The organism is Paraburkholderia sp. RL17-337-BIB-A, assembly GCF_046025895.1.
Taxonomy (GTDB): Bacteria; Pseudomonadota; Gammaproteobacteria; order Burkholderiales; family Burkholderiaceae; genus Paraburkholderia; species Paraburkholderia fungorum_C.
Genome location: NZ_JARESY010000001.1, coordinates 1,195,925 through 1,218,036 on the forward strand (window position 1 = coordinate 1,195,925; position 22,112 = coordinate 1,218,036).

General features: G+C 61.1%; 17 protein-coding genes and 1 tRNA gene. 12 read left to right on the forward strand and 6 right to left on the reverse strand.

Annotated features, from left to right (window positions below; genetic code table 11):
- The first annotated feature begins 489 nt into the window (after positions 1-489).
- Positions 490-1,155: a LexA family transcriptional regulator gene (locus P0D84_RS05650; protein WP_408333344.1), complete on the forward strand. Its 666-nt coding sequence runs from the start codon at positions 490-492 to the stop codon at positions 1,153-1,155.
- A gap of 384 nt (positions 1,156-1,539) precedes the next feature.
- Here P0D84_RS05650 and P0D84_RS05655 read toward each other — a convergent pair whose 3' ends face one another.
- The 5 genes from P0D84_RS05655 to P0D84_RS05675 all read right to left on the reverse strand — a co-directional run bounded on the left by P0D84_RS05655 (position 1,540) and on the right by P0D84_RS05675 (position 5,316).
- The gene (locus tag P0D84_RS05655) at positions 1,540-2,496 is read right to left on the reverse strand and encodes a hypothetical protein (RefSeq protein WP_408333347.1); all 957 of its coding nucleotides are present in this window, start codon (positions 2,494-2,496) and stop codon (positions 1,540-1,542) included.
- Positions 2,497-3,061: 565 nt separating this feature from the next.
- A tRNA-Val gene (locus P0D84_RS05660) sits at positions 3,062-3,136 on the reverse strand.
- Between the two features lie 48 nt (positions 3,137-3,184).
- On the reverse strand, positions 3,185-3,916 hold the full coding sequence (gene dnaQ, locus P0D84_RS05665) for a DNA polymerase III subunit epsilon (protein ID WP_408333350.1): 732 nt from the start codon (positions 3,914-3,916) through the stop codon (positions 3,185-3,187).
- Between the two features lie 81 nt (positions 3,917-3,997).
- Complete coding sequence (gene rnhA, locus P0D84_RS05670; protein ID WP_408333353.1) at positions 3,998-4,444, reverse strand: ribonuclease HI; 447 nt, start codon at positions 4,442-4,444, stop codon at positions 3,998-4,000.
- Positions 4,441-5,316, reverse strand: a complete 876-nt coding sequence (locus tag P0D84_RS05675; protein WP_408333356.1) for a class I SAM-dependent methyltransferase — start codon at positions 5,314-5,316, stop codon at positions 4,441-4,443. Before P0D84_RS05675 ends, rnhA begins: the two co-directional genes overlap by 4 nt.
- A 19-nt stretch (positions 5,317-5,335) precedes the next feature.
- On the opposite strand from P0D84_RS05675, the gene gloB reads away from it, so the two are divergent.
- The 7 genes from gloB to P0D84_RS05710 all read left to right on the forward strand — a co-directional run bounded on the left by gloB (position 5,336) and on the right by P0D84_RS05710 (position 15,641).
- Positions 5,336-6,127: a hydroxyacylglutathione hydrolase gene (gene gloB, locus P0D84_RS05680; protein WP_408333359.1), complete on the forward strand. Its 792-nt coding sequence runs from the start codon at positions 5,336-5,338 to the stop codon at positions 6,125-6,127.
- 156 nt (positions 6,128-6,283) lie between these two features.
- Complete coding sequence (locus tag P0D84_RS05685; RefSeq protein ID WP_408333362.1) at positions 6,284-7,978, forward strand: transglycosylase SLT domain-containing protein; 1,695 nt, start codon at positions 6,284-6,286, stop codon at positions 7,976-7,978.
- A gap of 202 nt (positions 7,979-8,180) precedes the next feature.
- Positions 8,181-9,422, forward strand: a complete 1,242-nt coding sequence (locus P0D84_RS05690) for an MFS transporter (protein WP_408333365.1) — start codon at positions 8,181-8,183, stop codon at positions 9,420-9,422.
- 480 nt (positions 9,423-9,902) lie between these two features.
- Complete coding sequence (gene carA, locus P0D84_RS05695; protein WP_408333368.1) at positions 9,903-11,057, forward strand: glutamine-hydrolyzing carbamoyl-phosphate synthase small subunit; 1,155 nt, start codon at positions 9,903-9,905, stop codon at positions 11,055-11,057.
- Between the two features lie 171 nt (positions 11,058-11,228).
- Positions 11,229-14,483, forward strand: a complete 3,255-nt coding sequence (gene carB / locus P0D84_RS05700; protein WP_408333372.1) for a carbamoyl-phosphate synthase large subunit — start codon at positions 11,229-11,231, stop codon at positions 14,481-14,483.
- Between the two features lie 151 nt (positions 14,484-14,634).
- Positions 14,635-15,111 (forward strand): transcription elongation factor GreA, encoded by a 477-nt coding sequence (greA, locus tag P0D84_RS05705; RefSeq protein ID WP_074282679.1) that lies wholly within the window; start codon positions 14,635-14,637, stop codon positions 15,109-15,111.
- A gap of 20 nt (positions 15,112-15,131) precedes the next feature.
- Positions 15,132-15,641 (forward strand): DUF4149 domain-containing protein, encoded by a 510-nt coding sequence (locus P0D84_RS05710; RefSeq protein ID WP_408333376.1) that lies wholly within the window; start codon positions 15,132-15,134, stop codon positions 15,639-15,641.
- Between the two features lie 162 nt (positions 15,642-15,803).
- On the opposite strand, the gene P0D84_RS05715 is transcribed toward P0D84_RS05710, so the two are convergent.
- Entirely contained in the window at positions 15,804-16,334 is a 531-nt protein-coding gene (locus tag P0D84_RS05715; protein WP_323044074.1) for a YhbY family RNA-binding protein, read from the reverse strand.
- A gap of 183 nt (positions 16,335-16,517) precedes the next feature.
- Between P0D84_RS05715 and P0D84_RS05720 the strand changes: the two genes are divergently transcribed.
- From P0D84_RS05720 to glmM, 4 genes are all read left to right on the forward strand, one after another.
- On the forward strand, positions 16,518-17,180 hold the full coding sequence (locus tag P0D84_RS05720) for an RlmE family RNA methyltransferase (RefSeq protein WP_179733316.1): 663 nt from the start codon (positions 16,518-16,520) through the stop codon (positions 17,178-17,180).
- Between the two features lie 189 nt (positions 17,181-17,369).
- Complete coding sequence (ftsH, locus tag P0D84_RS05725) at positions 17,370-19,259, forward strand: ATP-dependent zinc metalloprotease FtsH (RefSeq protein ID WP_054036261.1); 1,890 nt, start codon at positions 17,370-17,372, stop codon at positions 19,257-19,259.
- 170 nt (positions 19,260-19,429) lie between these two features.
- The gene (folP, locus tag P0D84_RS05730; RefSeq protein WP_408339694.1) at positions 19,430-20,242 is read left to right on the forward strand and encodes a dihydropteroate synthase; all 813 of its coding nucleotides are present in this window, start codon (positions 19,430-19,432) and stop codon (positions 20,240-20,242) included.
- Positions 20,243-20,270: 28 nt separating this feature from the next.
- Complete coding sequence (gene glmM, locus P0D84_RS05735; RefSeq protein WP_408333381.1) at positions 20,271-21,629, forward strand: phosphoglucosamine mutase; 1,359 nt, start codon at positions 20,271-20,273, stop codon at positions 21,627-21,629.
- Positions 21,630-22,112: the final 483 nt, after the last annotated feature.

Consider the following 22,112-nt stretch of genomic DNA (forward strand, 5'->3'; position numbering starts at 1 on the left):
TGAGTTGACAACAATGCCGGCAATGAGACTACGGACTGTCTGGAAATTGCGCGGAACACCTGTTCAGGCAGAACCGCGTAAGCGACGACGCGACAACTTTAAGGTCGCGAGAATGGTCGTGAGACCATCTCAGGGACGGCGATATGCACTGCAAACATGTGACGCCTCCCTGTAGTCGAATGAGGTGAAGAAAGTAGACGGAGCGAATGCCCGAACGCTGACTATATCAGCAGTATTTGGCGGTCGCAATCGTGCGGAGTTTCGGTGTTGACTTCGAGGTGGGCAGCAAGTGCGGGTGCAATTGATCGACTCCGCGTGTGGATACACGAGGGCCATAAGCAGGATCAAGCAGTATCACGCGGTCTCCTGCGAACGTTTCGACGGTAGCCGTGGTGCGCCAGCCTCGGCTGGTATTTGCTCTTTTGGTGCAGAAAGCTAAACTGGAAATTAAAAGATATCTAAACCGTGTATAGTTTAGATTCCTGTTCCATGACTACCCTTTCCGAACGTATCCGGATGATCCTGGACGAGACCGGCATCGAACAGACCGAACTGGCTAAAGTCGCCGGCGTTACCAAAGGCGCCGTCAACCAATGGTTGTCAGGCGTCACAAAGTCGATGAAGAGCCAGTACGCCGTCAAAATCGGGAAGAAGTTCGGCTACACAGTCGGCTGGCTTGCCATGGGCGAAGGAGACAAGAAGTTAGCCGATGTCGGGCAGCAGGACGAATTCGCCCCGATCCGGTTGCCCGAGAAACAACGCATTTCGGTAATGGGCATGGCACAGCTTGGTAACGACGGTTTCTGGGCCGAAATTGAAGCCCCGGTAGGATATGGCGACGGTTATCTGGACTTTCCATCCGGGGAGAAGGCTTACGGGCTGCGCTGTGTGGGCGATTCCATGCTGCCGCGCATCCGCGACGGCGAGTTCGTGGTCGTACAGCCCGAGCATGCTATCCGGCCGGGCGACGAGGTGCTTGTCAAGGCAACGGACGGTCGGGTCATGATCAAGATCTACCTTTATTCGCGCGACGGTCGTAAACATTTTAATTCGGTGAACCGGGATCATCCTGAGATTGCGATCGAGGAGGAGAAGATCGAACTGCTGCACTACGTCGCGGCGATTGTTAAAGCCTCGATGTTTCGGCCGGAGTAGGAGAAGCGGCGGCTATTCCCTCGCTACGAACGCCGCCGGCAGTTAACCGGCGGCTTTTTTTTAGCTATAGCGTTTAAATATATTGACTTGTTTAGTGCAGTTATCTAAACTACAGCCATTCTGTCAGTGGCTGACGCAAGGGATGCGACCTAGGTGCAACCTGCACGCCGGTGCGAGGCGTTGTCGGGATAAACCTGCGCGGAGGCGCATCGTCGCGGATTTTCCGAATTGGAACGTGCGGTGATCACGCTGCGCCGTGCTGCGCTCACAGTGTGTGAGCGCGTCGGAAAATGCGCGTCCTGAGCGATCTCACGGCTTCGCACGGGTGCTAGTCTCAAAGTCGATTTGCGCAATCTCCAAAGCGATGCCTTGAGTCATGTGGTCTCAGCCGTCAGCCTTTGGCCTTGGCTCGAACGGGTTGCGATGCTGGAGCCGGTTGCGGTGCTTGATCGCGAACTTCTTCACGAAGCCAGCGTTCACTGGCAAGTGGTCGTTCGTTCCGAGCCGATCAGCTACCGCGGAGTCGTACGCCCGGCGCAGCTCGCGCGGCGTCAGAGCCATCCTGGCAAGTGCAATCACATGCACGTGGTTTGCGGAGAAGCCGCGCGCGGACTTGCCGCGCTTAAGCTCCCATCTGATCAACGAAGCTGATATGTCGGCGGCGCTCATCGCGTGTTTTTCGCTCGCGCGCATAGTCGCGCCTCTGCCGCTGTTTGCGCCTCGGGTTGTGAGCTTTGCTTCTCCCGGTGTCGGAAAGGCTCTTTTGCTAGAAGCATCGCGGGCTTTTCTCTGGTGACAGCCTGACGGCAGCCACTCGTCGAAATCGGGTCTGACGGATTCAATTCGACGTCTTCGGCAGTTCTGTTTGATGAGCGTGCATTCCGTGTGGAAACATTGCTTTAGCTCGGCTGCCCACGCGTCGCGCGCTTTCGCTGCGAGAGTGGGGTGATACAAGCGCCCGTCGCTGCACTTGATCCAGTCACGCAGCGCAGCGTCGCGTACAGTGGGCCAGTCTCTGTCGATCTTGCCGCGATGCCAATAACCCACGCGCTTTGCGAGCCACTCGTCATCGTCCGGAAGTGAGGCAGCTGGCAACTGATGCCATGAGACACAGCGCAGCAGGACAGCGGCCCCGCAAGCTGCGAGCGTTTCGTCATGGGCCAAACCAGAGTTGCACAGGCGCGCGACATCGAGGGGCATGAAAGCGTGATCGCGCAGGTCACAGTCGGCGGCGGTGTGAGGATGGGGTAGTCCGTTGATACCTGTCGTCTCGCCAATAATTCCAGTTCGATCCTGATCTGGTGAACAGGTCGAGATAAGCCTGGGAGTCCTGTTATTCATTTCATCTCCGGGTTATTTAGCGTCTGCAAGATAAACGCTAGCCCGATCGAGAAATATGAGAAAAGTCTGAAACTGCTGCCGCGTGTGGGCGGCCGAGCTCACCGGCTCCTTTTGATCGATCACGTAACTTGAGCGACGAACGCGTAGGGCATCGCGGCTCGGACATGGACCACGTTCGCCACTGGCACTCATCGTTCAGTGGGCGGTCAGACAAAGGGGCGCTCGAGTTCTATCCGTGACACCGTGCCGCTGAGGTGCTCGACGTCTCGCGTAAAAACGCTTTCGGAGATCGTGAATGGCAAATCTTCAGGCAGTCCTGAGACGGCTACGCGGTTTGAGATGATTTGGTAACCACCGGTACTGAAGTTGGCGAACCAGGCGGAACAAGGCGGCACCGACGCCCCTAATTTCCTGGCTGTTGTACTTAGTATGTGAAGCTGCGTAGATAGCGGCCACCGTGTTGGCGACAATGAAAAAACGGTGGGCGACATAGGCAATAAAAAACCCCAGCATCCTTTCGGATCTGGGGTTTTAAAGCAACGTCGGGTAACGCTTGCTTATGTACTGGTGGGTGGTACAGGGATTGAACCTGTGACCCCTGCCGTGTGAAGGCAGTGCTCTACCGCTGAGCTAACCACCCGAAGAGAGCCGAATTATGTCAGGGATTTTTGCACCCGTAAAGTACTTTTTAAGCGGTTTGCTCATCCACGGCCGACGCGGGTTCGAGACGCCACACACTCGTGCCTTTGATCGCTTTATCGAGGCCGTCGAGTACCGCCTGATGTTCGGCGACCTCGTCGTCGCTCGCGGCAATCACGATCAGATTCAGCGAATCGATCGCGATGCGCGGCGCGTGCGCGCCGCCGCCGTGCGAGTCGCCGAGCATGTCGATGACGAGGCTTTCCTGGCCGCGTGTCATCGCCAGATACACCTCGGCGAGCAGTTCCGAGTCGAGCAATGCGCCGTGCAGGGTGCGGTGCGCGTTGCTGATGCCGAAGCGGTCGCACAGTGCGTCGAGTGAATTACGCTTGCCCGGGAACATCTGCTTGGCGCGCGCCAATGTATCGATGATCTCGCCGCAGTAGGTCTTCAGCGGCGGCAAACCCAGCAGCGCAAATTCGGCATCGAGAAAGCCGATGTCGAACGGTGCATTGTGAATGATCAGCTCCGCGTCCTGAATGAAGTCGCGAAACTGATCGGCGATCTCGGCGAACTTTGGCTTGTCGCTCAGGAATTCGGTGGTCAGCCCGTGAACCGCCAGTGCGCCCGGATCGCTGTCACGTTCCGGGTTGATGTAGAAATGCAGGTTGTTGCCCGTGAGCCGGCGGTTCACCATTTCGACGCAACCGAGTTCAAGGATCCGGTCGCCGGTTCGTGCATTCAGGCCGGTGGTTTCGGTATCGAGGATGAGTTGACGCATGTCGGATTAGCCTGCTCAAAAAAGATCAGCAAAAAAAGAAGGGCGCGCGCGATGGTGCCGCTGCGGGCGGCACCGCACGCATCATATTTCCGCGAGCGACGCGACGCCGCGATTGGCGAGTTGATCCGCGCGTTCGTTTTCCGGGTGGCCGTTGTGACCGCGTACCCAGCGCCATTCGATTTCGTGCTGTGCGACAAGTGCGTCGAGCCGCTTCCAGAGATCGGCGTTCTTCACCGGCTGCTTGGCCGCGGTGATCCAGCCTTTCTTTTTCCAGCCATGAATCCACTCGCTGATGCCTTTCTGCACGTACTGCGAGTCGGTGTGCACGACGGCCTTGCAGGGGCGCTTGAGTGCCTCGAGCGCGGCGATCACGCCCATCAGTTCCATGCGGTTGTTGGTGGTGTTGGCTTCACCGCCGAACAGTTCTTTTTCCTGGTCGCCGAAACGCAGCAGCGCGCCCCAGCCGCCGCGGCCGGGGTTGCCCTTGCAAGCGCCGTCGGTATAAATATCGATGATGTCGGAAGTCATTGAGTATGGTTGCGTGTGTTCGGGGTGGCGGCGGGCGCGAGGCCCGCGGCGAGGACAGGTTTCTTCACTTTCAGCGGGCCGACGAGGTGCATGCCGCGCACGCGCTTGATCGCCTTGATCATGTACGTGGCGCCAAAAATCGGCCACCAGCGGTCGCCGGCGGCTTCCATGAAACCATAGCGGGACAGCCATTGATCGCTGCCGAGCGGCGGACGATAGCAGCCGAAGCGCCCGCGTTCAAGGTCGAAACCCAGCAGTTTGATCCAGTCTTTCAAACGCGTGAAGGCGATCAGATCGACTGCCGCGGGTACGAACGGCCGGCCGGTCATCTTGCCGACCGATTGACGCGCGCCCCACAGCGACAGCGAATTGAAGCCGAGAATGATCAGTTGGCCTTCAGGCATCAGCACGCGCTCAGCTTCGCGCAGCAGCCGATGCGGGTCGCTCGTGAATTCCAGCGTATGCGGCATCACGATCAGGTCGACGCTTTGTGCCTCGAACGGTAGGTCCAGCAGGTCGCACCAGACAGCGCTACGCCCCGCCGGCGCCGACAAGCCCACGGGCAGACCTTGCGCGGCGTCCTTCCTCGAATCATTCGCCGAGCCATTTGCCAAGCCATTCCCGGCGCGCCCCAGACCGCGCGGAAAAGTGTAGGGCGCGCTCGCGCCGCTCGCCGCGTCGAGCACGAGTCCGCGGCACGGCATGCGGTTCTCGCGCAAGGCGTCGAGTTGCGGCAGGCCCAGTTGCAGCGCATGGTAACCGAACACGTCCGACACCACGCGATCGAGCTGGGTCTGTTCCCAGTCGAGCACGTAGCGGCCAGGTGGCGAATCGGTCCAGGCGGGCCAGTCTATAATCGCTCGATCAGTCATATCAGAGAATGGGTCGCCTATGAATGCGCTCGAGTACGTACCGGTCCCGGCGTTTGAAGACAACTACATCTGGGTCGTTTCCGACGGGCATCACGCGGTGGTCGTCGATCCGGGTGAGGCCGCCCCCGTGCGCGCATATCTGGCGAAACGAGGTTGGCGGCTGAGCGCTATTTTACTCACGCACCATCACCAAGACCATGTCGGTGGGGTGGCCGATCTGCTGAACGGCCAGGCCGTTCCCGTGTACGGCCCCGCCGGTGAAGCGATCCAGCACCTCACGCACCGTCTTGAAAATGGCGATCACGTGACGATTGCGGCTCCCGCACTCGAATTCAGCGTGCTCGACGTGCCGGGTCACACGAGCGGTCATATCGCTTATTTCCAGGCGGCCGACCCGCGCGGCACGCCGCACGTGTTTTGTGGCGACACGCTGTTCGCGTGCGGTTGCGGCCGGTTGTTCGAAGGCACGCCCACGCAGATGCTGGCGTCGCTGGATTCGCTTGCCGCGCTCCCTGGTGCAACCGAGGTTCACTGCGCACACGAGTACACGCTGTCGAACATCCGCTTCGCGCTCGCCTGTGAGCCGGGCAACGCCGAACTGCAAGCCTGGCGTGACCGGGCGAGCGAATTGCGCGCGCGTCATGTGCCGACGCTGCCCACCACGATCGCCCACGAACGCGCCGTGAACCCATTTTTGCGCGCCGACAATCCGGCGATTCAAACCACCTTGCAAGAGCAGTTGCACGAAAAAGTGCCAGATCGTTTGGCGGCATTCACGCTGATGCGTGAATGGAAAAATCGTTTCCGTTGACCCGTTCGGCATCAGGGTATTTCTCACGCGATGAATCGCAAAAATTCGCCAAGCCCAAGATTTCCTTGGTTTTTTTCGTAATTTCCGATTGACGTAAACGATGCCGTTTCGTACTATCGGCTGCAAATTCCAGCCCTTGTGGAAGCCGAGACGTTCATGCGATTTATCTTTAGTGCGTTGTTGGTCCTGACGCTCGCCGCTTGCGCGAGTCAGGGACCGGCGACGAATAGCCCCACCACCGCAACCAACCCTGCCAGTCAGCAAGCCGTAGCCGACGCCCTTCGCAAGACAGCCACCGCCAAAGAAACGATCAACGTCGACCAGGGCTCAGTCACTCAACTGACGAGCGCGGACGCCGACCTGTGGGGCCGTATTCGCCGTGGTTTTCAAATGCCGGATCTGCAAACCGACCTCGTCGATATGCAGGTCAACTGGTATGCGCAGCGCCCGGATTACGTGCAGCGCATGACTGAGCGCTCGCAAAAGTACCTGTATCACATCGTCGAAGAGCTCGAGGCGCGCCATATGCCGACCGAGCTCGCGCTGCTGCCGTTCATCGAATCCGCGTATAGCCCGCAGGCCTTGTCAGTCGCGAAGGCGGCGGGCATGTGGCAGTTCATGCCGGGCACGGGCCGCACCTATAACCTCAAGCAGAACATGTGGCAGGACGAGCGCCGCGACGTGCTGGCGTCGACCAGCGCCGCGCTCGACTATCTGTCGAATCTGCATGACATGTTCGGCGACTGGCAATTGGCGCTCGCCGCCTACAACTGGGGCGAGGGCAACGTGCAGCGCGCGATCGCCCGCAACGAGGCGGCGGGGCTGCCCACCGACTACCTCAGCCTGCGCATGCCGAACGAGACGCGCAACTACGTGCCCAAGCTGCAGGCGGTCAAGAACATCGTGATGAATCCGCAAATGTACGGGCTCACGCTGCCGTCGATTCCGAACCACCCGTATTTCGTGACGGTCACAACCTCGCACGACATCGACGTGGACATGGCGGCCAAGCTCGCGAATCTCTCCACGGACGAATTCCGCTCGCTGAACCCATCGTTCAGAAAGCCGGTGATTCTTGGCGCCACGCAGCCGCAAATCCTGTTGCCGTTCGACAACGCCAGCGCGTTCGAACGCAATCTGAAGGCGTACTCCGGTTCGCTGTCGTCGTGGACCACGTACACGGTCACCGAGCGTGCGGCACCGGCGGCGATTGCGCAAAAGATTGGTGTCGATGCCGATACGTTGATGGAAGTGAACAAGATTCCGGCCGGCATGCGTCTGAAGCCGGGCTCCACCATCGTGGTGCCGCGCGGTTCGGACGACGACGAAGACATCAGCGCCGACGTCGCCGAAAGCGCCGTGCTGGCCATGGAGCCGGACGTCCCCGACACCCGCAAGATGCTGATCCGCGTGCGTCGCAATCAGACGATGGCCGCCGTCGCCGTGCGTTACGGCGTCTCCATCGGTCAGTTGAAGGCGTGGAATCGCACGCATCGCGATCAGGTTTCGCGTGGTCAGGTGATTGTGCTGCACGTGCCGGTCGGCAAGGCGATGCCGAGCGAACCCGGCCCTGAGCGCATCGCGACCGACGTGCAAGGCGGCGGTGTCGAGAAGATCGGCACCCGCGTCGCAGACACGAGGAACGATTCGCGCTACGATAAGAGCAAGGGTCGTGGCCGTTCCGCCGTGGTGAAAGTATCTGAGCCGGTGGGCAAAGCGAGCAAGCCGACAACGTCCGGTGCCAGCAAGGGCAAGGTGACGAAGGTGTCGGCTTCCACGTCCAGCAAGGCGTCGAAGGCCGCGGCAGATAGCCGCCCGAAGACCGCGGCCAACGCGAAGAAGGGTAAGTAGACCAAAAAGCGGCTCCCACGGTAGTGACCACATGCGTTGCGGGGGCAGCGCATGAATTGCGCTCCGATCACGCACCGTGTTATTCCAACGCCGTCACCCGTGGTGACGGCGTTTTTCATTCTGCAGATCAATTCGGGCGAAGTTCGCCCGTTTCATTTATCTTTCGTGCTTGGGCCAAATCCGGCCGCTCATCTCAAAGTTTATGTCGTCGACCCAGTTGCGCGTTTTTCTCCTGTTTTCCGCCGGTTACTTTGTTTCTTACGTATTTCGCGGCGTCAATCTCGGCTTCGCCCCGTTCATCACACACGATCTCGGCTTGTCGGCCACGGATCTCGGCGTGCTGACCAGTCTGTATTTTCTCGGCTTCGCGGGCGCGCAGATCCCGGCCGGCGTGTTGCTTGACCACTTCGGCGCACGTCGGGTGACGGCGGCCACCTTGCTATTCGCCGCGCTGGGAATCTGGGTGTTCGGCGCCGCGCACAGTGTCGGCGGGATGATGGTCGGGCGTCTCTTGATCGGCGTTGGTGTGTCCGTATGTCTCGGTGGCGCGTTCAAGGCGCTGGCGCAGCATTTCGCGTCGGCACGGCTGCCGTTGATGAACGGGCTGGTGATGGCGATCGGCGGTTTCGGCGGCGTGATGGTTGGCTCGCCGCTCACGTGGGTGCTGGGCTTTACCAGCTGGCGCACGGTCTGTATCGGTCTGGGTCTGCTGACGGTTCTGGTGGCAGTGGCGCAGTGGACGCTCGCCCCTGATATCAAGGAAACCCGTCACCAGGCAAGTCTTGGTGCCCAATTTAAAGGCACTTTGCACATTCTGAGGAGCGCGGCATTCTGGAAGATCGCGTCGTTCTCGGTCGTCACCCAAGGCGTGTTCTACGCGATGCAATCGTTGTGGGTGGGTGCCTGGTTGCGCGACGTACAAGGCTTCGAGCCGCGTGAAGCGGCCGCACTGGTGTCGATTCTCGGCTTCGCCATGATGGCCGGCTGCGTGGGTTTCGGCGCGGCGGCACGCAGCCTCGAGCGGCGCGGCATCTCGTTGTACGTGTTTTGCGGCATTGGCATGGCGCTGTTCGTTGTCACCCAGCTGCTGATCATGTTCAGTGTGCCGCTACCTGCGAGCCTGCTGTGGGCGGCGTACGGCGTCTTCGGCGGCACCGGCATTCTGAGCTACGCGGTGATGGCGCGGCACTTCCCGGCGCAGATGATCGGGCGGGTGAATACCACGCTGACGCTGATCATTTTTCTGCTGATTTTCGGTTTCCAGATCGGCGTCGGCGCGGTGTTGTCGCACTGGACGGCCAGCGGCGGAAAATATCCGGCGGCAGCGCATCTGACCGCCTGGGGCATTCTGGTGACGCTGCAGGTATTGAGCGCGATCTGGTATGTGTTGCCCGGCCGCACGTTGGTTCGGCCGGCGCAAGTGCACGCTGAGCAGGAGGCCTGAGGCAGTGATGCTTGATTTGGCCGTCGCAGGCACACGCTGAATTACAGGCCTGAGGCGGTCGCGCGCGGAGCCTGGGGCGGAGTGTCATATTTACCGACCCTATCCCGATTCTGGCCCGTGTAAATTTTGTCCGATGGCCTCGTGGCAGACGCAGCAAGGCTTTGATCGGGTTCGGGCCACGCTTCGCTATGTCGCCGCGCCATCTCGGATTTGGCGGGAAGGGTGATTTCACGCTATAATTTCAAGGTTTGAGCTTATCAACCCGCACCCTAGCGCCTACCTCTCCCAAACCGTTCATCCGCCGCGCGCTTTTGACGCCCCGCACCCAGCCGATTCGTCCACACAATGGACCTATCGCGCCCTTGCGACGTCACCAGCAGTACGCGAGTGAGTCTGCGCGCGCATCCTGTCGATGCGTTTCGCTGCGGCTCGCAGTCGGATAGACAGGTCGGCAACAGGGTGTTCCCCAAGGAGTCTCCCGTGTTGCCGTCATTTTCTCCCGCTTTGCTCGCACTCGCCGACGGCACGGTCTTTCGTGGTTACTCGATCGGCGCCCCCGGGCATACGATCGGCGAAGTCGTGTTTAACACCGCTATCACCGGCTATCAGGAAATCCTGACCGACCCGAGCTACGCGCGTCAGATCGTGACCCTCACGTATCCGCACATCGGTAACGTCGGCGTGAATGCCGAAGACGTCGAAGCTACGAAAGTCCATGCCGCCGGCCTGATCATCCGTGATCTGCCGGTTCTCGCGTCGAACTTCCGCATGGAGCGCACGCTCCCGCAATACCTCAAGGACGAAGGCGTGGTCGCCATCGCCGGTCTCGACACCCGTATGCTGACCCGCGTGCTGCGCGACAAGGGTGCGCAGAACGGCGCCATTCTGGCCGGCTCGGATGATGAAGCGAAGGCAATCGAACTCGCGCGCTCGTTCCCGGGTTTGTCGGGCATGGACCTCGCGAAAGTCGTGTCGACGAAAGAAAGCTACGAATGGACCCAGACCGAATGGCGTCTGGGCACTGGCTACGGCACGCAGAACGCGCCGAAGTACCGCGTGGTCGCGTTTGATTACGGCGTGAAGTACAACATCCTGCGCATGCTGGCTGAACGCGGCTGCCACGTTACCGTGCTGCCGGCAGAAGCTTCAGCGGCTGACGCGCTGGCGCTCAACCCGGACGGCGTTTTCCTGTCGAACGGCCCGGGCGATCCGGAACCGTGCGACTACGCGATTCGCGCCACCAAAGAACTGATCGAACGCGGCATTCCGACCTTCGGCATCTGCCTCGGCCACCAGATCATGGGCCTCGCGCTCGGCGCCAAGACCCTCAAGATGAAGACCGGCCACCACGGCGCGAACCATCCGGTGAAGGATCTCGAAGACGGCCGCGTGGTCATCACGTCGCAGAATCACGGCTTCGCGGTCGACGCCGACACGCTGCCGGCCAATGCCAAGGTCACGCACATCTCGCTGTTCGACGGCACGCTGCAAGGCTTCGCGTTGACCGACAAGCCGGCGTTCTGCTTCCAGGGTCACCCGGAAGCGTCGCCCGGCCCGCACGACATCGCCTATCTGTTCGACCGCTTCACTGCGTTGATGGACACGAAGAAGGCCGGCAAGACCGCATCGGCATAAGGGCGTTTGAAGCGATAGCTTGTGAAGCGCCCTGGCGGCGCGAGGCTCGCCCCGCAATCCGCGCACTCAGCGCGAAGCGCGGCGAGCCGCACAACACAGAGCAGAGCGCGCGCAACGTAACAACGCAGCGCGCCGACGGAAAGAATTCAGGAATACATTAGCGAGAGCGTTATGCCGAAGCGGACAGACATCAAGAGCATCCTCATCATCGGCGCGGGTCCGATCATCATCGGCCAGGCGTGCGAGTTCGACTACTCGGGCGCGCAGGCATGCAAGGCGTTGCGTGAGGAAGGCTACAAGGTCATTCTCGTCAACAGCAATCCGGCGACGATCATGACCGACCCGAACACGGCCGACGTGACCTACATCGAGCCGATCACGTGGGAAGTGGTTGAACGCATCATCGCCAAGGAGCGCCCGGACGCGATCCTGCCGACGATGGGCGGCCAGACCGCGCTGAACTGCGCGCTGGATCTCCACGCACACGGCGTGCTGGACAAATACAAGGTCGAGCTGATCGGCGCTTCGCCGGAAGCGATCGACAAGGCGGAAGACCGCCAGAAGTTCAAAGACGCGATGACCAAGATCGGCCTCGGTTCGGCCAAGTCGGGCACTGCGCATTCGATGGAAGAAGCGCTGCAGGTGCAGGCCGACATTGCGGTGCAAACGGGCAGCGGCGGTTATCCGGTCGTGATCCGTCCGTCGTTCACGTTGGGCGGCTCCGGTGGCGGCATCGCGTACAACCGCGACGAATTCGAAGAGATCTGCAAGCGCGGTCTGGACCTGTCGCCCACGCGCGAACTGCTGATCGAAGAATCGCTGCTCGGCTGGAAAGAGTACGAGATGGAAGTGGTCCGCGACAAACAGGACAACTGCATCATTGTCTGCTCGATCGAAAACCTGGATCCGATGGGCATCCACACCGGCGACTCGATTACCGTCGCGCCGGCGCAAACGCTCACGGACAAGGAATACCAGATCCTGCGTAACGCATCGCTCGCCGTGCTGCGCGAGATCGGCGTGGACACGGGCGGTTCGAACGTGCAGTTCTCGATCAATCCGAAAGACGGCCGGATGATCGTGATTGAAATGAATCCGCGTGTGTCACGTTCGTCGGCACTGGCGTCGAAGGCTACGGGCTTCCCGATCGCGAAGGTCGCGGCAAAGCTGGCAGTCGGCTACACGCTGGACGAACTGAAGAACGAAATCACCGGCGGCCAGACCCCGGCCTCGTTCGAACCGACGATCGACTACGTCGTCACCAAGATCCCGCGCTTCGCTTTCGAGAAATTCCGCGAAGCCGATTCGCGCCTGACCACGCAGATGAAGTCGGTCGGTGAAGTAATGGCGATTGGCCGCACCTTCCAGGAATCGTTCCAGAAGGCGCTGCGCGGTCTGGAAGTGGGCGTCGACGGTCTGGACGAAAAGACCGACAACCGCGACGAGATCATCCGCGAGATCGGCGAAGCCGGCCCGGATCGCATCTGGTACGTGGGCGACGCATTCCGTGTCGGCATGACGGCCGAAGAGATTTTCGAAGAGACGTCGATCGACCCGTGGTTCCTCGCGCAGATCGAACAGATCATCCTGAAGGAAAAGGCGTTGGCCGGCCGTACGCTGGCAAGCCTGTCGAAGGAAGAGCTCAAGTATCTGAAGCAAAGCGGCTTCTCGGATCGTCGTTTGGCGAAGCTGCTCGGCGCGAAGCCGGCGGAAGTGCGTCAACGCCGTATCGAGTTGAACGTGCGCCCGGTCTACAAGCGCGTCGACACGTGCGCGGCCGAGTTCGCTACGAAAACCGCTTACATGTACTCGACCTACGAGGAAGAGTGCGAAGCGAACCCGACCAACAACAAGAAGATCATGGTGCTGGGCGGCGGCCCGAACCGGATCGGCCAGGGTATCGAGTTCGACTACTGCTGCGTGCATGCCGCGCTCGCCATGCGCGAAGACGGCTACGAAACGATCATGGTCAACTGCAACCCTGAAACCGTTTCGACCGACTACGACACGTCCGATCGTCTGTACTTCGAATCGCTGACGCTCGAAGATGTTCTGGAAATCGTTGACAAGGAAAAGCCGGTCGGCGTGATCGTGCAATACGGCGGTCAAACGCCGCTGAAGCTCGCGCTCGATCTCGAAGCGAACGGTGTGCCGATCGTCGGCACGTCGCCGGACATGATCGACGCCGCGGAAGACCGCGAGCGTTTCCAGAAGCTGCTGCAGGACCTCGGCCTGCGTCAACCGCCGAACCGCACCGCGCGTGCAGAAGACGAAGCGCTGAAGCTCGCCGAGGAAATCGGCTATCCGCTGGTGGTGCGTCCGTCGTACGTGCTGGGCGGCCGCGCCATGGAAATCGTCCACGAGCCGCGCGACCTCGAGCGCTACATGCGCGAAGCCGTGAAGGTGTCGAACGATTCGCCGGTGCTGCTCGACCGCTTCCTCAACGATGCGATCGAATGTGACGTAGATTGCATCTCCGATGGCGAAGCGGTGTTCATCGGCGGCGTGATGGAGCACATCGAACAGGCGGGCGTCCACTCGGGCGACTCGGCTTGCTCGCTGCCGCCGTACTCGTTGTCGAAGGAAACCATTGCCGAGCTGAAGCGCCAGACCGGTGCAATGGCGAAGGCGCTGAACGTGGTCGGCCTGATGAACGTGCAGTTCGCGATCCAGCAGGTGCCGCAGGCTGATGGCTCGAAAGAAGACATCATCTACGTGCTGGAAGTGAACCCGCGTGCGTCGCGCACGGTGCCGTACGTGTCGAAGGCGACCAGCCTGCCGCTCGCGAAGATCGCGGCGCGCGCGATGGTCGGCCAGACGCTCGCACAACAGGGCGTGACGAAGGAAATCGATCCGCCGTACTTCAGCGTGAAGGAAGCGGTGTTCCCGTTCGTCAAGTTCCCGGCAGTCGATCCGGTGCTCGGACCGGAAATGCGCTCGACCGGTGAAGTGATGGGCGTGGGTCAGACCTTCGGTGAAGCGCTCTTCAAGTCGCAGCTCGCGGCGGGTTCGCGTCTGCCGGAGTCGGGCACGGTGCTGCTGACCGTGATGGACGCCGACAAGCCGAAGGCGGTCGTTGTCGCACGCATGCTGCACGAACTCGGCTATCCGATTGTCGCGACCAAGGGCACGGCTGCCGCGATCGAAGCGGCCGGCGTGCCGGTCAAGGTCGTCAACAAGGTGAAGGACGGCCGTCCGCACATCGTCGACATGATCAAGAACGGCGAAATCGCGCTGGTCTTCACGACCGTCGACGAAACCCGCGCCGCGATCGCCGACTCGCGCTCGATCCGTATGAGCGCACAGGCGAACAAGGTCACGTACTACACGACGATGTCCGGCGCACGGGCCGCAGTTGAAGGCTTGCGCTATTTGAAGAACCTGGAAGTCTATGATTTACAAGGCCTCCACGCTCGCCTAAACTAAGGCTTCGAATACCTGTCCAAGATGTAAGTGCCGCGGTTAAGCGGCGTTCCGCAGGTGCTGTGGCCCGGGTTTTGCCCGGCACGTCAGCCTCCGCGGAATGCACTTAACCGCGGTGATTTTTTTTACGGCTGTTTTTTGCATAGAGTTGTTTATGAGCACTGTTCCATTGACGAAGCGCGGCGCGGAAATGTTGCGCGATGAATTGCAGCGCCTGAAATCGGTTGAGCGTCCCTCGGTGATCAATTCGATCGCTGAAGCGCGTGCCCAGGGCGATCTGTCGGAAAACGCGGAATATGACGCGGCGAAGGAAAAGCAGGGCTTCATCGAAGGCCGTATTGCCGAAATCGAATCCAAGCTGGCCGGTGCGCAGGTGATCGACCCGTCCAAGGTGGACGCGGACGGCCGCGTCGTGTTCGGCGCGACGCTTGAACTCGAAGACCTGGATTCGGGCGCAAAGGTCAAATACCAGATCGTCGGCGACGACGAAGCGGATATCGACCACGGTCTGATCTCGATCAGCTCGCCGATCGCGCGCGCGTTGATCGGCAAGTCGGAAGGCGACGTTGCCTCGGTGCAGGCGCCAGGCGGCGTACGCGAGTACGAAATCATCGCGGTTAGCTACGTTTGAAGGCGGCTACGGTGTCCTTGATGCCGCATCGACTGTTCCGCCTGCTGACGGTAGTGTGGGTCGGTAGTCTGTTGACTATCGGCTATGCCGTCGCGCCGGTGCTGTTCACATCGCTCGACCGGATGACGGCGGGCGCCGTGGCGGCGCAACTGTTTCGCATTGAAGGCGTGCTGGGCGCGGTGTGCGGCATTTTGCTGCTGGGTCTGGCGAACGTACTGGTTCGCCGCGGTAGCGACGCTTATCGCCGTTTGCGCTGGTTGATCGCCGGTATGCTTGTCTGCGTGCTGGTGGGTTACTTTGCATTGCAGCCGTTTATGAACGCAATGCGCATTGCCGCGCTGGAAGCGGGCAGTGATGTCGGACATTCAGCTTATGCGACACGCTTCGGCATCCTGCACGGCGTGTCGAGTCTGTTTTATCTGATCGAAAGCCTGCTGGGCGTGGCACTGGTGTGGAAGCTGCCGGCGAGCGTCGGCGTCATGACAGCGGAACAGGGCGCTCGCAGTGCTGCGGGGAAAGTAACCGGTTGAGTGGCACGGCTACGGCTTGCTCAAGCGGGCTTGCCTGTGGAGTTACTCAAGCGGAGGGCCCCTGGCACTTTATCCGGGCTGAGTCGACCGGGCAGAGTTTAACCAGTCGGCCTGATCAGTTCACACGAGGGTGCGGAGACCGCCCGCACCCTCACCATTCGCTTACTTCGACGACTGATGCGCGCGCTTCGCGCTGGTCTGGCGCTTCTTGGCGCGCTTGATGTTGCCGCCTTGCGTGACGCGTTCATTGCCACGCACCACGACTGCTTTTGCCTTCGGCTTGCGCATCGGGATTTCGCTGGGCTTCACCACCGTGACCACGCGCGGTGCGCGGCCTTTACCCGGTTTGGCTTCGACAGCCGCTTCGCGGGCGCTCGGCAGGGCGCCGCGCTTGGCCTTCACGGCCGGTTGTGCTGCTGCTTCCGGCTTCCAGATCACCAGCAGCTTGCCAATATGCTGGATCGGCGCTGCATTGAGCTTGTCGCAAATCTGTTCGTAGATGGCGATGCGTTCTTCGCGTTCGTCGCCGAACACGCGGATTTTGATCAGTTGATGCGCGCCAAGGTGGACCTTGATTTCCGACAGCACAGCGTCGGTCAAGCCTTCGGCGCCGACGAGCACGACCGGTTTGAGCGCATGTGCCTGGGAGCGCAACTCGGCGCGTTGGTCGGAAGAGACTTTAAGGGCTGGCATGGAAAGTGGAAGACTCGACTAAAATGGCGGCACCTGCATTTCCGAGAGATTTCGGCCAATAGCGCAGGGCGGCGCGTCAGAACAACAGAATCGCGGATGACTGCCAAGTTTGGCGGTGGCCGCGCGAATTAACCGCGTATTATCCCCTAAAGCGCCACATTTCGCAGCAAGAGTTCACCTTTAATGGCAAAAAACAAGTTCAACACGGCGTGGTTGCATGATCACATCAACGACCCGTATGTAAAAATGGCGCAGCGGGAGGGTTATCGCGCCCGCGCCGCCTACAAGCTGAAGGAAATCGACGAGCAGGACAAACTGATCCGGCCAGGCCAGGTGATCGTCGACCTGGGCTCCACGCCCGGTAGCTGGAGCCAGTACGCCCGTAACAAGCTGGCCAAGGGCACGCAGCGCGACGCCGAGCGCGAGGGCGGCATCGACGGCACGATCATCGCTCTCGACATGCTGCCGATGGAGCCGATCGCCGACGTCCATTTCATTCAGGGCGACTTCCGCGAAGACTCGGTTCTCGAACAACTCGAAGAATTAGTCGGCGAGCGCCAGGTTGACCTTGTAATTTCGGATATGGCGCCCAACCTGTCGGGAGTGGCGGTGGCGGACGCCGCGCGAATCGAGCATCTGTGCGATATCGCGATGGAATTCGCGCAAAATCACCTGAAGCCGGATGGCGCCCTTTTAGTCAAATGTTTTCACGGCAGCGGTTACAGCCAGATTGTCGAAAAGTTCAAGCGTCAGTTCAAGGTGGTGGCGGCCCGCAAGCCGAAAGCCTCGCGGGACAAGTCGTCAGAAACGTTTATTTTGGGTAAGCATCTCAAGCGGCCCGCATAGGGGCGCTGCAGGAAGGTTCCGCATCTGTCGTTAATGTACCCATGGCGCTGGAAATCGGTGCCCTGATAGCCCGCTCCGCTATTTATGTGGTAGCGAAACGTTATGGCAGGGGTCTGCGGACTGGATTAGAATGCTTTCGTGGTGCCGCAAGGCAAATGTAGGCGCCCGTCTAAGTGAAGGAGTGGTGCTTTGAACAACAATATGTTTTCGAAAGCAGCAGTGTGGCTGGTTATCGCACTGGTGCTGTTTACGGTGTTCAAGCAGTTCGACAAGCCCCGTGTCCAGGAAGGTGTTTCCTATTCGCAGTTCATGGACGACGCGAAGAACGGCAAAGTCAAGAACGTCATTGTCCAGGGGCGGAACCTCACGGTCACTCCAGCAGACGGCCAGAAGTACCAGATCGTGTCGCCCGGCGACATCTGGATGGTCGGCGATCTGATGAAGTATGGCGTTCAGGTGAGCGGCAAGGCTGATGACGAACCGAATGCGCTGGTGTCCGCGCTGTACTACCTCGGACCAACGATCCTGATCATCGGATTCTGGTTCTACATGATGCGACAGATGCAAGGAGGCGGGAAAGGCGGTGCGTTCTCGTTCGGTAAATCCCGTGCACGTCTGATCGACGAAAACAACAACGCAATCAATTTCACCGACGTCGCCGGTTGCGACGAAGCCAAGGAAGAAGTCTCCGAACTGGTCGATTTCCTGCGCGATCCGCAGAAGTTCCAGAAGCTCGGCGGGCGCATTCCACGCGGCGTGTTGCTGGTCGGGCCGCCGGGAACCGGTAAAACGTTGCTGGCGCGCGCTATCGCTGGCGAAGCGAAGGTGCCGTTCTTCAGTATCTCGGGTTCGGACTTCGTGGAAATGTTCGTGGGTGTCGGTGCGGCTCGTGTGCGCGACATGTTCGAGCAGGCCAAGAAGCATGCACCGTGTATCGTGTTCATCGACGAAATCGACGCGGTCGGCCGTCATCGCGGTGCCGGCATGGGCGGCGGTAACGACGAACGCGAACAGACCTTGAACCAGATGCTGGTCGAGATGGACGGCTTCGAAGCGAATTCCGGTGTGATCGTGATCGCTGCCACGAACCGTTCGGACGTGCTGGACAAGGCACTGCTGCGTCCGGGCCGTTTCGACCGTCAGGTGTATGTCGGTCTGCCGGATATCCGCGGCCGCGAACACATCATGAAGGTTCACCTGCGCAAGGTGCCGATTTCGAACGACGTCGACGCAGCGGTTATCGCACGCGGCACGCCGGGCTTCTCGGGCGCCGATCTGGCGAACCTGGTCAACGAAGCAGCACTGTTCGCGGCTCGCCGTGGCAAGCGCATCGTGGAAATGAACGACTTCGAAGACGCGAAGGACAAGATCTTCATGGGTCCGGAACGCAAGTCGGCCGTGATTCGCGAGGAATCGAAGCGTGCTACGGCGTATCACGAGTCGGGTCACGCGGTCATCGCCAAGCTGTTGCCGAAGGCCGATCCGGTGCACAAGGTCACGATCATCCCGCGCGGCCGTGCGCTGGGTGTCACGTGGCAGTTGCCGGAGCATGACAACGAAACGTATTCGAAGGACTACCTGCTGGACCGCCTGGCGATCCTGTTCGGTGGCCGCGTCGCGGAAGAGCTGTTCCTGAACCTGATCAGCACCGGCGCATCGGACGACTTCAACAAGGCAACGGCTACGGCCCGCGCCATGGTGGCTCGCTTCGGTATGACGGACGCACTCGGACCGATGGTCTACGTCGACGACGAAAACGACGCTACGCCGTTTGGCCGTGGCTTCACGCGCACCATTTCGGAAGCAACACAGCAGAAGGTCGACGCGGAAATCCGCCGCGTGCTGGACGAGCAATACAACCTCGCCAAGCGCTTGCTGGATGAGAACCGCGACAAGGTCGAAGCGATGACCGCCGCGCTGATGGAGTGGGAAACGATCGACGCCGATCAGATCAACGACATCATGGCAGGCCGTCCGCCGCGTTCGCCGAAGAGCTCGCCGCCGTCGGCAAGCGACGCCTCGTCGGGCGGCAGCCCGGGCACCGAGGTCAAGCCGGGCAGCGCGACCGCGCCGGCCTGATCGGCGACCAGTAGAAAGTGCGGGCCGGTGTGTTTCACACCGGCCCGTTTTGCATTTATCCGTTTTACGTGATTGACCGCTACGTGCCGAAAGTCGAATTTACTTCTCTCCCCCTTCCTGAACCGCTGCAATGCGGCCGCTTCAAGCTGACCTTTGAACGCCCGTTGGTCATGGGCATCCTGAACGTCACACCCGATTCTTTTTCCGACGGCGGTCAGTACGCCATGCGTGGCGATGCGCTGCGCCAGGCCGAGCGCATGTTGCTCGACGGCGCGGATATCATCGACATCGGCGGTGAGTCGACCCGCCCGGGTGCGCCGCCGGTGCCGCTCGACGAAGAACTGGAGCGCGTGATCCCGCTGGTCGAACAACTGCGCGGCGCGAATGTGCCGCTGTCGATTGATACATACAAGCCGGAAGTGATGCGTCACGCACTGACGGCGGGTGCCGACCTGATCAACGATATCTGGGGCTTCCGGATGCCCGGCGCGATCGACGCCGTGCGCGACAGCGAATGCGGTCTATGCGTGATGCACATGCTCGGCGAGCCGCAGACCATGCAAGTTGGCGTGCCCACCTATGACGACGTCGTAAGCGAGGTTCGACAGTTCCTCGAAGAACGAGTGGCGGCGCTGAGGCAAGCGGGCATCGCCCGTGCGCGCATCAGCGTGGATCCGGGTTTCGGCTTTGGCAAGGCGGTGGTCGAGCACAATTACGCGCTGCTCGCGCACCTGCCGGACACAGCGCCGAGGGCCGAGCCGCCGTACCCCATTCTTGCGGGCATGTCGCGCAAGTCGATGGTCGGCGCAGTGGTGGAACGGCCGGCGCCGGAACGGGTCGCGGGCAGCATCGCCGCGGCAGTGTGTGCTGCCGGGCGCGGCGCGGCAATTCTGCGCGTGCACGACGTCGCGCAGACAGTAGATGCATTGAAAGTATGGGCAGCCATGCGCGACGCGGCGAATCACAGCCGCGTGTGCGGCTAAGCCCCAAAAAAAAGGAGGACTATAAAACATGGCACGTCGCTATTTCGGAACGGACGGGATTCGGGGCAAGGTTGGCGAAGGGCCGATTACGCCGGAGTTTGTATTGCGGCTCGGCTACGCTGCCGGCAAGGTGCTCGCGGGCGCGGACCGCTGGGCCAGAACGGGCACGCGGCCCACGGTGCTGATTGGTAAAGACACGCGGGTGTCGGGCTATATGCTCGAAGCCGCGCTCGAAGCGGGCTTTTCCGCGGCCGGCGTCGACGTCATGCTGGCGGGGCCGATGCCGACCCCGGGCATCGCCTATCTGACGCGCGCACTGCGGCTGGCCGCGGGCGTCGTGATCAGTGCGTCGCACAACCCGTACTACGACAACGGCATCAAATTCTTCTCCGCCGACGGCAACAAGCTGCCCGACGAAGTGGAATCGCAGATCGAAGAGCAGCTCGATCTGCCGCTTGCGTGCGCGGCATCCGAACAACTCGGCAAGGCGCGGCGCCTCGACGACGCGGCCGGCCGTTACATCGAGTTCTGCAAGAGCACCTTCCCGGCCGCCTTCGACTTGCGCGGCCTCAAGCTGGTGGTCGACTGCGCGCACGGCGCTGCGTACGACGTCGCGCCGCACGTGTTCCACGAACTCGGCGCCGACGTGATTCCGATCGGCGTCGCGCCGAACGGTTTCAACATCAACGACGGTGTCGGCGCAACCGCTCCGGACGCGCTGGTGCGCGCGGTGCGCGCGAATCATGCGGACCTCGGCATTGCGCTGGACGGCGATGCCGACCGGCTACAGGTCGTGGATGCAGGGGGGCGCCTGTATAACGGCGACGAGCTGCTGTACGTCCTGGTCAAGGACCGGATGGCGACCGAGGGCAACGTGGAAGGCGCGGTCGGCACCTTGATGACCAACATGGCGGTCGAAGTCGCGCTGCAGGAAGCCGGCGTGAAATTCGTCCGGGCGGCGGTGGGCGACCGCTACGTGCTCGAACAGTTGCGTGAGCACGGCTGGCAACTGGGCGCGGAAGGCTCCGGCCATATCCTTTCCCTCGACCGCCATTCGACCGGTGACGGCATCGTCTCGGCCCTGCTGGTGCTGGCCGCGATGAAGCGCAGCGACAAAACGCTCGCCGAGTTGCTCCACGGCGTGACGCTGTTTCCGCAGAAGCTGATCAACGTGCGGATGCAGCCCGGCGCGGACTGGAAGGGCAGCGATGCGATCCGTCGCGCCATCAGTAAGGTTGAGCAGGCGCTGAACGGCCGCGGCCGCGTGTTGATCCGCGCATCCGGCACCGAGCCCGTGCTGCGTGTGATGGTCGAGGCGGAAAAAGTCAACGATGCGGTTCGGTATGCCGAATCGATCGCCGACGCGGTCAAGCAAGCTACGGCTTAGATAACCACGCGAGTGATCGAGGCGGCGTGACACGGCGGTGACACCGCCCGTCGCCGTCGACGCAATGGCGACGGACGACAAGCGGATCGTCCCCACCGTGGGCGGGCGGCAAGCAGATCGTCCCACCGTGGACCGGCGGCGACAGGCGGCAAGCAGATCGTCGCCGCCGTGATGGGCGGCGACGGGCGGTAAAGCAGATCGTCCCGCCGCGGCCCGAGCGGCGACAAAACTCGCTCGGAGTGTCCCCCCGGCGCCCGACTTCTGCCCAACCAGTCATTCCCGCGCACTCAATCCTGACCCGTAATCTGGCTGGCCTCGTTAGCAAGAAACCAAAAATTCCCCGCCGCACCCATTCCCCGCACGCAAACGTTCGCGCCCCATCTTTTTCAACTAATCTGCAGAGCGGCCCCCCGCAACTTCGCTAAACCAGCGATTCGTCCGTTCGAGCGCCTTTCAACCCGGTAATCTCACTGTCACATCCGT

What these genes read in the sequence shown, in the direction of transcription:
- P0D84_RS05650 (WP_408333344.1), top strand. Translation starts at nt 490, where the DNA reads ATGACTACCCTTTCCGAACGTATCCGGATGATCCTGGACGAGACCGGC.
- P0D84_RS05685 (WP_408333362.1), top strand. Translation starts at nt 6,284, where the DNA reads ATGCGATTTATCTTTAGTGCGTTGTTGGTCCTGACGCTCGCCGCTTGC.
- glmM (WP_408333381.1), top strand. Translation starts at nt 20,271, where the DNA reads ATGGCACGTCGCTATTTCGGAACGGACGGGATTCGGGGCAAGGTTGGC.
- folP (WP_408339694.1), top strand. Translation starts at nt 19,430, where the DNA reads ATGGGCATCCTGAACGTCACACCCGATTCTTTTTCCGACGGCGGTCAG.
- dnaQ (WP_408333350.1), bottom strand. Translation starts at nt 3,916, where the DNA reads ATGCGTCAACTCATCCTCGATACCGAAACCACCGGCCTGAATGCACGA.
- P0D84_RS05655 (WP_408333347.1), bottom strand. Translation starts at nt 2,496, where the DNA reads ATGAATAACAGGACTCCCAGGCTTATCTCGACCTGTTCACCAGATCAG.
- P0D84_RS05710 (WP_408333376.1), top strand. Translation starts at nt 15,132, where the DNA reads ATGCCGCATCGACTGTTCCGCCTGCTGACGGTAGTGTGGGTCGGTAGT.
- P0D84_RS05720 (WP_179733316.1), top strand. Translation starts at nt 16,518, where the DNA reads ATGGCAAAAAACAAGTTCAACACGGCGTGGTTGCATGATCACATCAAC.
- greA (WP_074282679.1), top strand. Translation starts at nt 14,635, where the DNA reads ATGAGCACTGTTCCATTGACGAAGCGCGGCGCGGAAATGTTGCGCGAT.
- P0D84_RS05690 (WP_408333365.1), top strand. Translation starts at nt 8,181, where the DNA reads ATGTCGTCGACCCAGTTGCGCGTTTTTCTCCTGTTTTCCGCCGGTTAC.
- gloB (WP_408333359.1), top strand. Translation starts at nt 5,336, where the DNA reads ATGAATGCGCTCGAGTACGTACCGGTCCCGGCGTTTGAAGACAACTAC.
- P0D84_RS05675 (WP_408333356.1), bottom strand. Translation starts at nt 5,316, where the DNA reads ATGACTGATCGAGCGATTATAGACTGGCCCGCCTGGACCGATTCGCCA.
- P0D84_RS05715 (WP_323044074.1), bottom strand. Translation starts at nt 16,334, where the DNA reads ATGCCAGCCCTTAAAGTCTCTTCCGACCAACGCGCCGAGTTGCGCTCC.
- carB (WP_408333372.1), top strand. Translation starts at nt 11,229, where the DNA reads ATGCCGAAGCGGACAGACATCAAGAGCATCCTCATCATCGGCGCGGGT.
- rnhA (WP_408333353.1), bottom strand. Translation starts at nt 4,444, where the DNA reads ATGACTTCCGACATCATCGATATTTATACCGACGGCGCTTGCAAGGGC.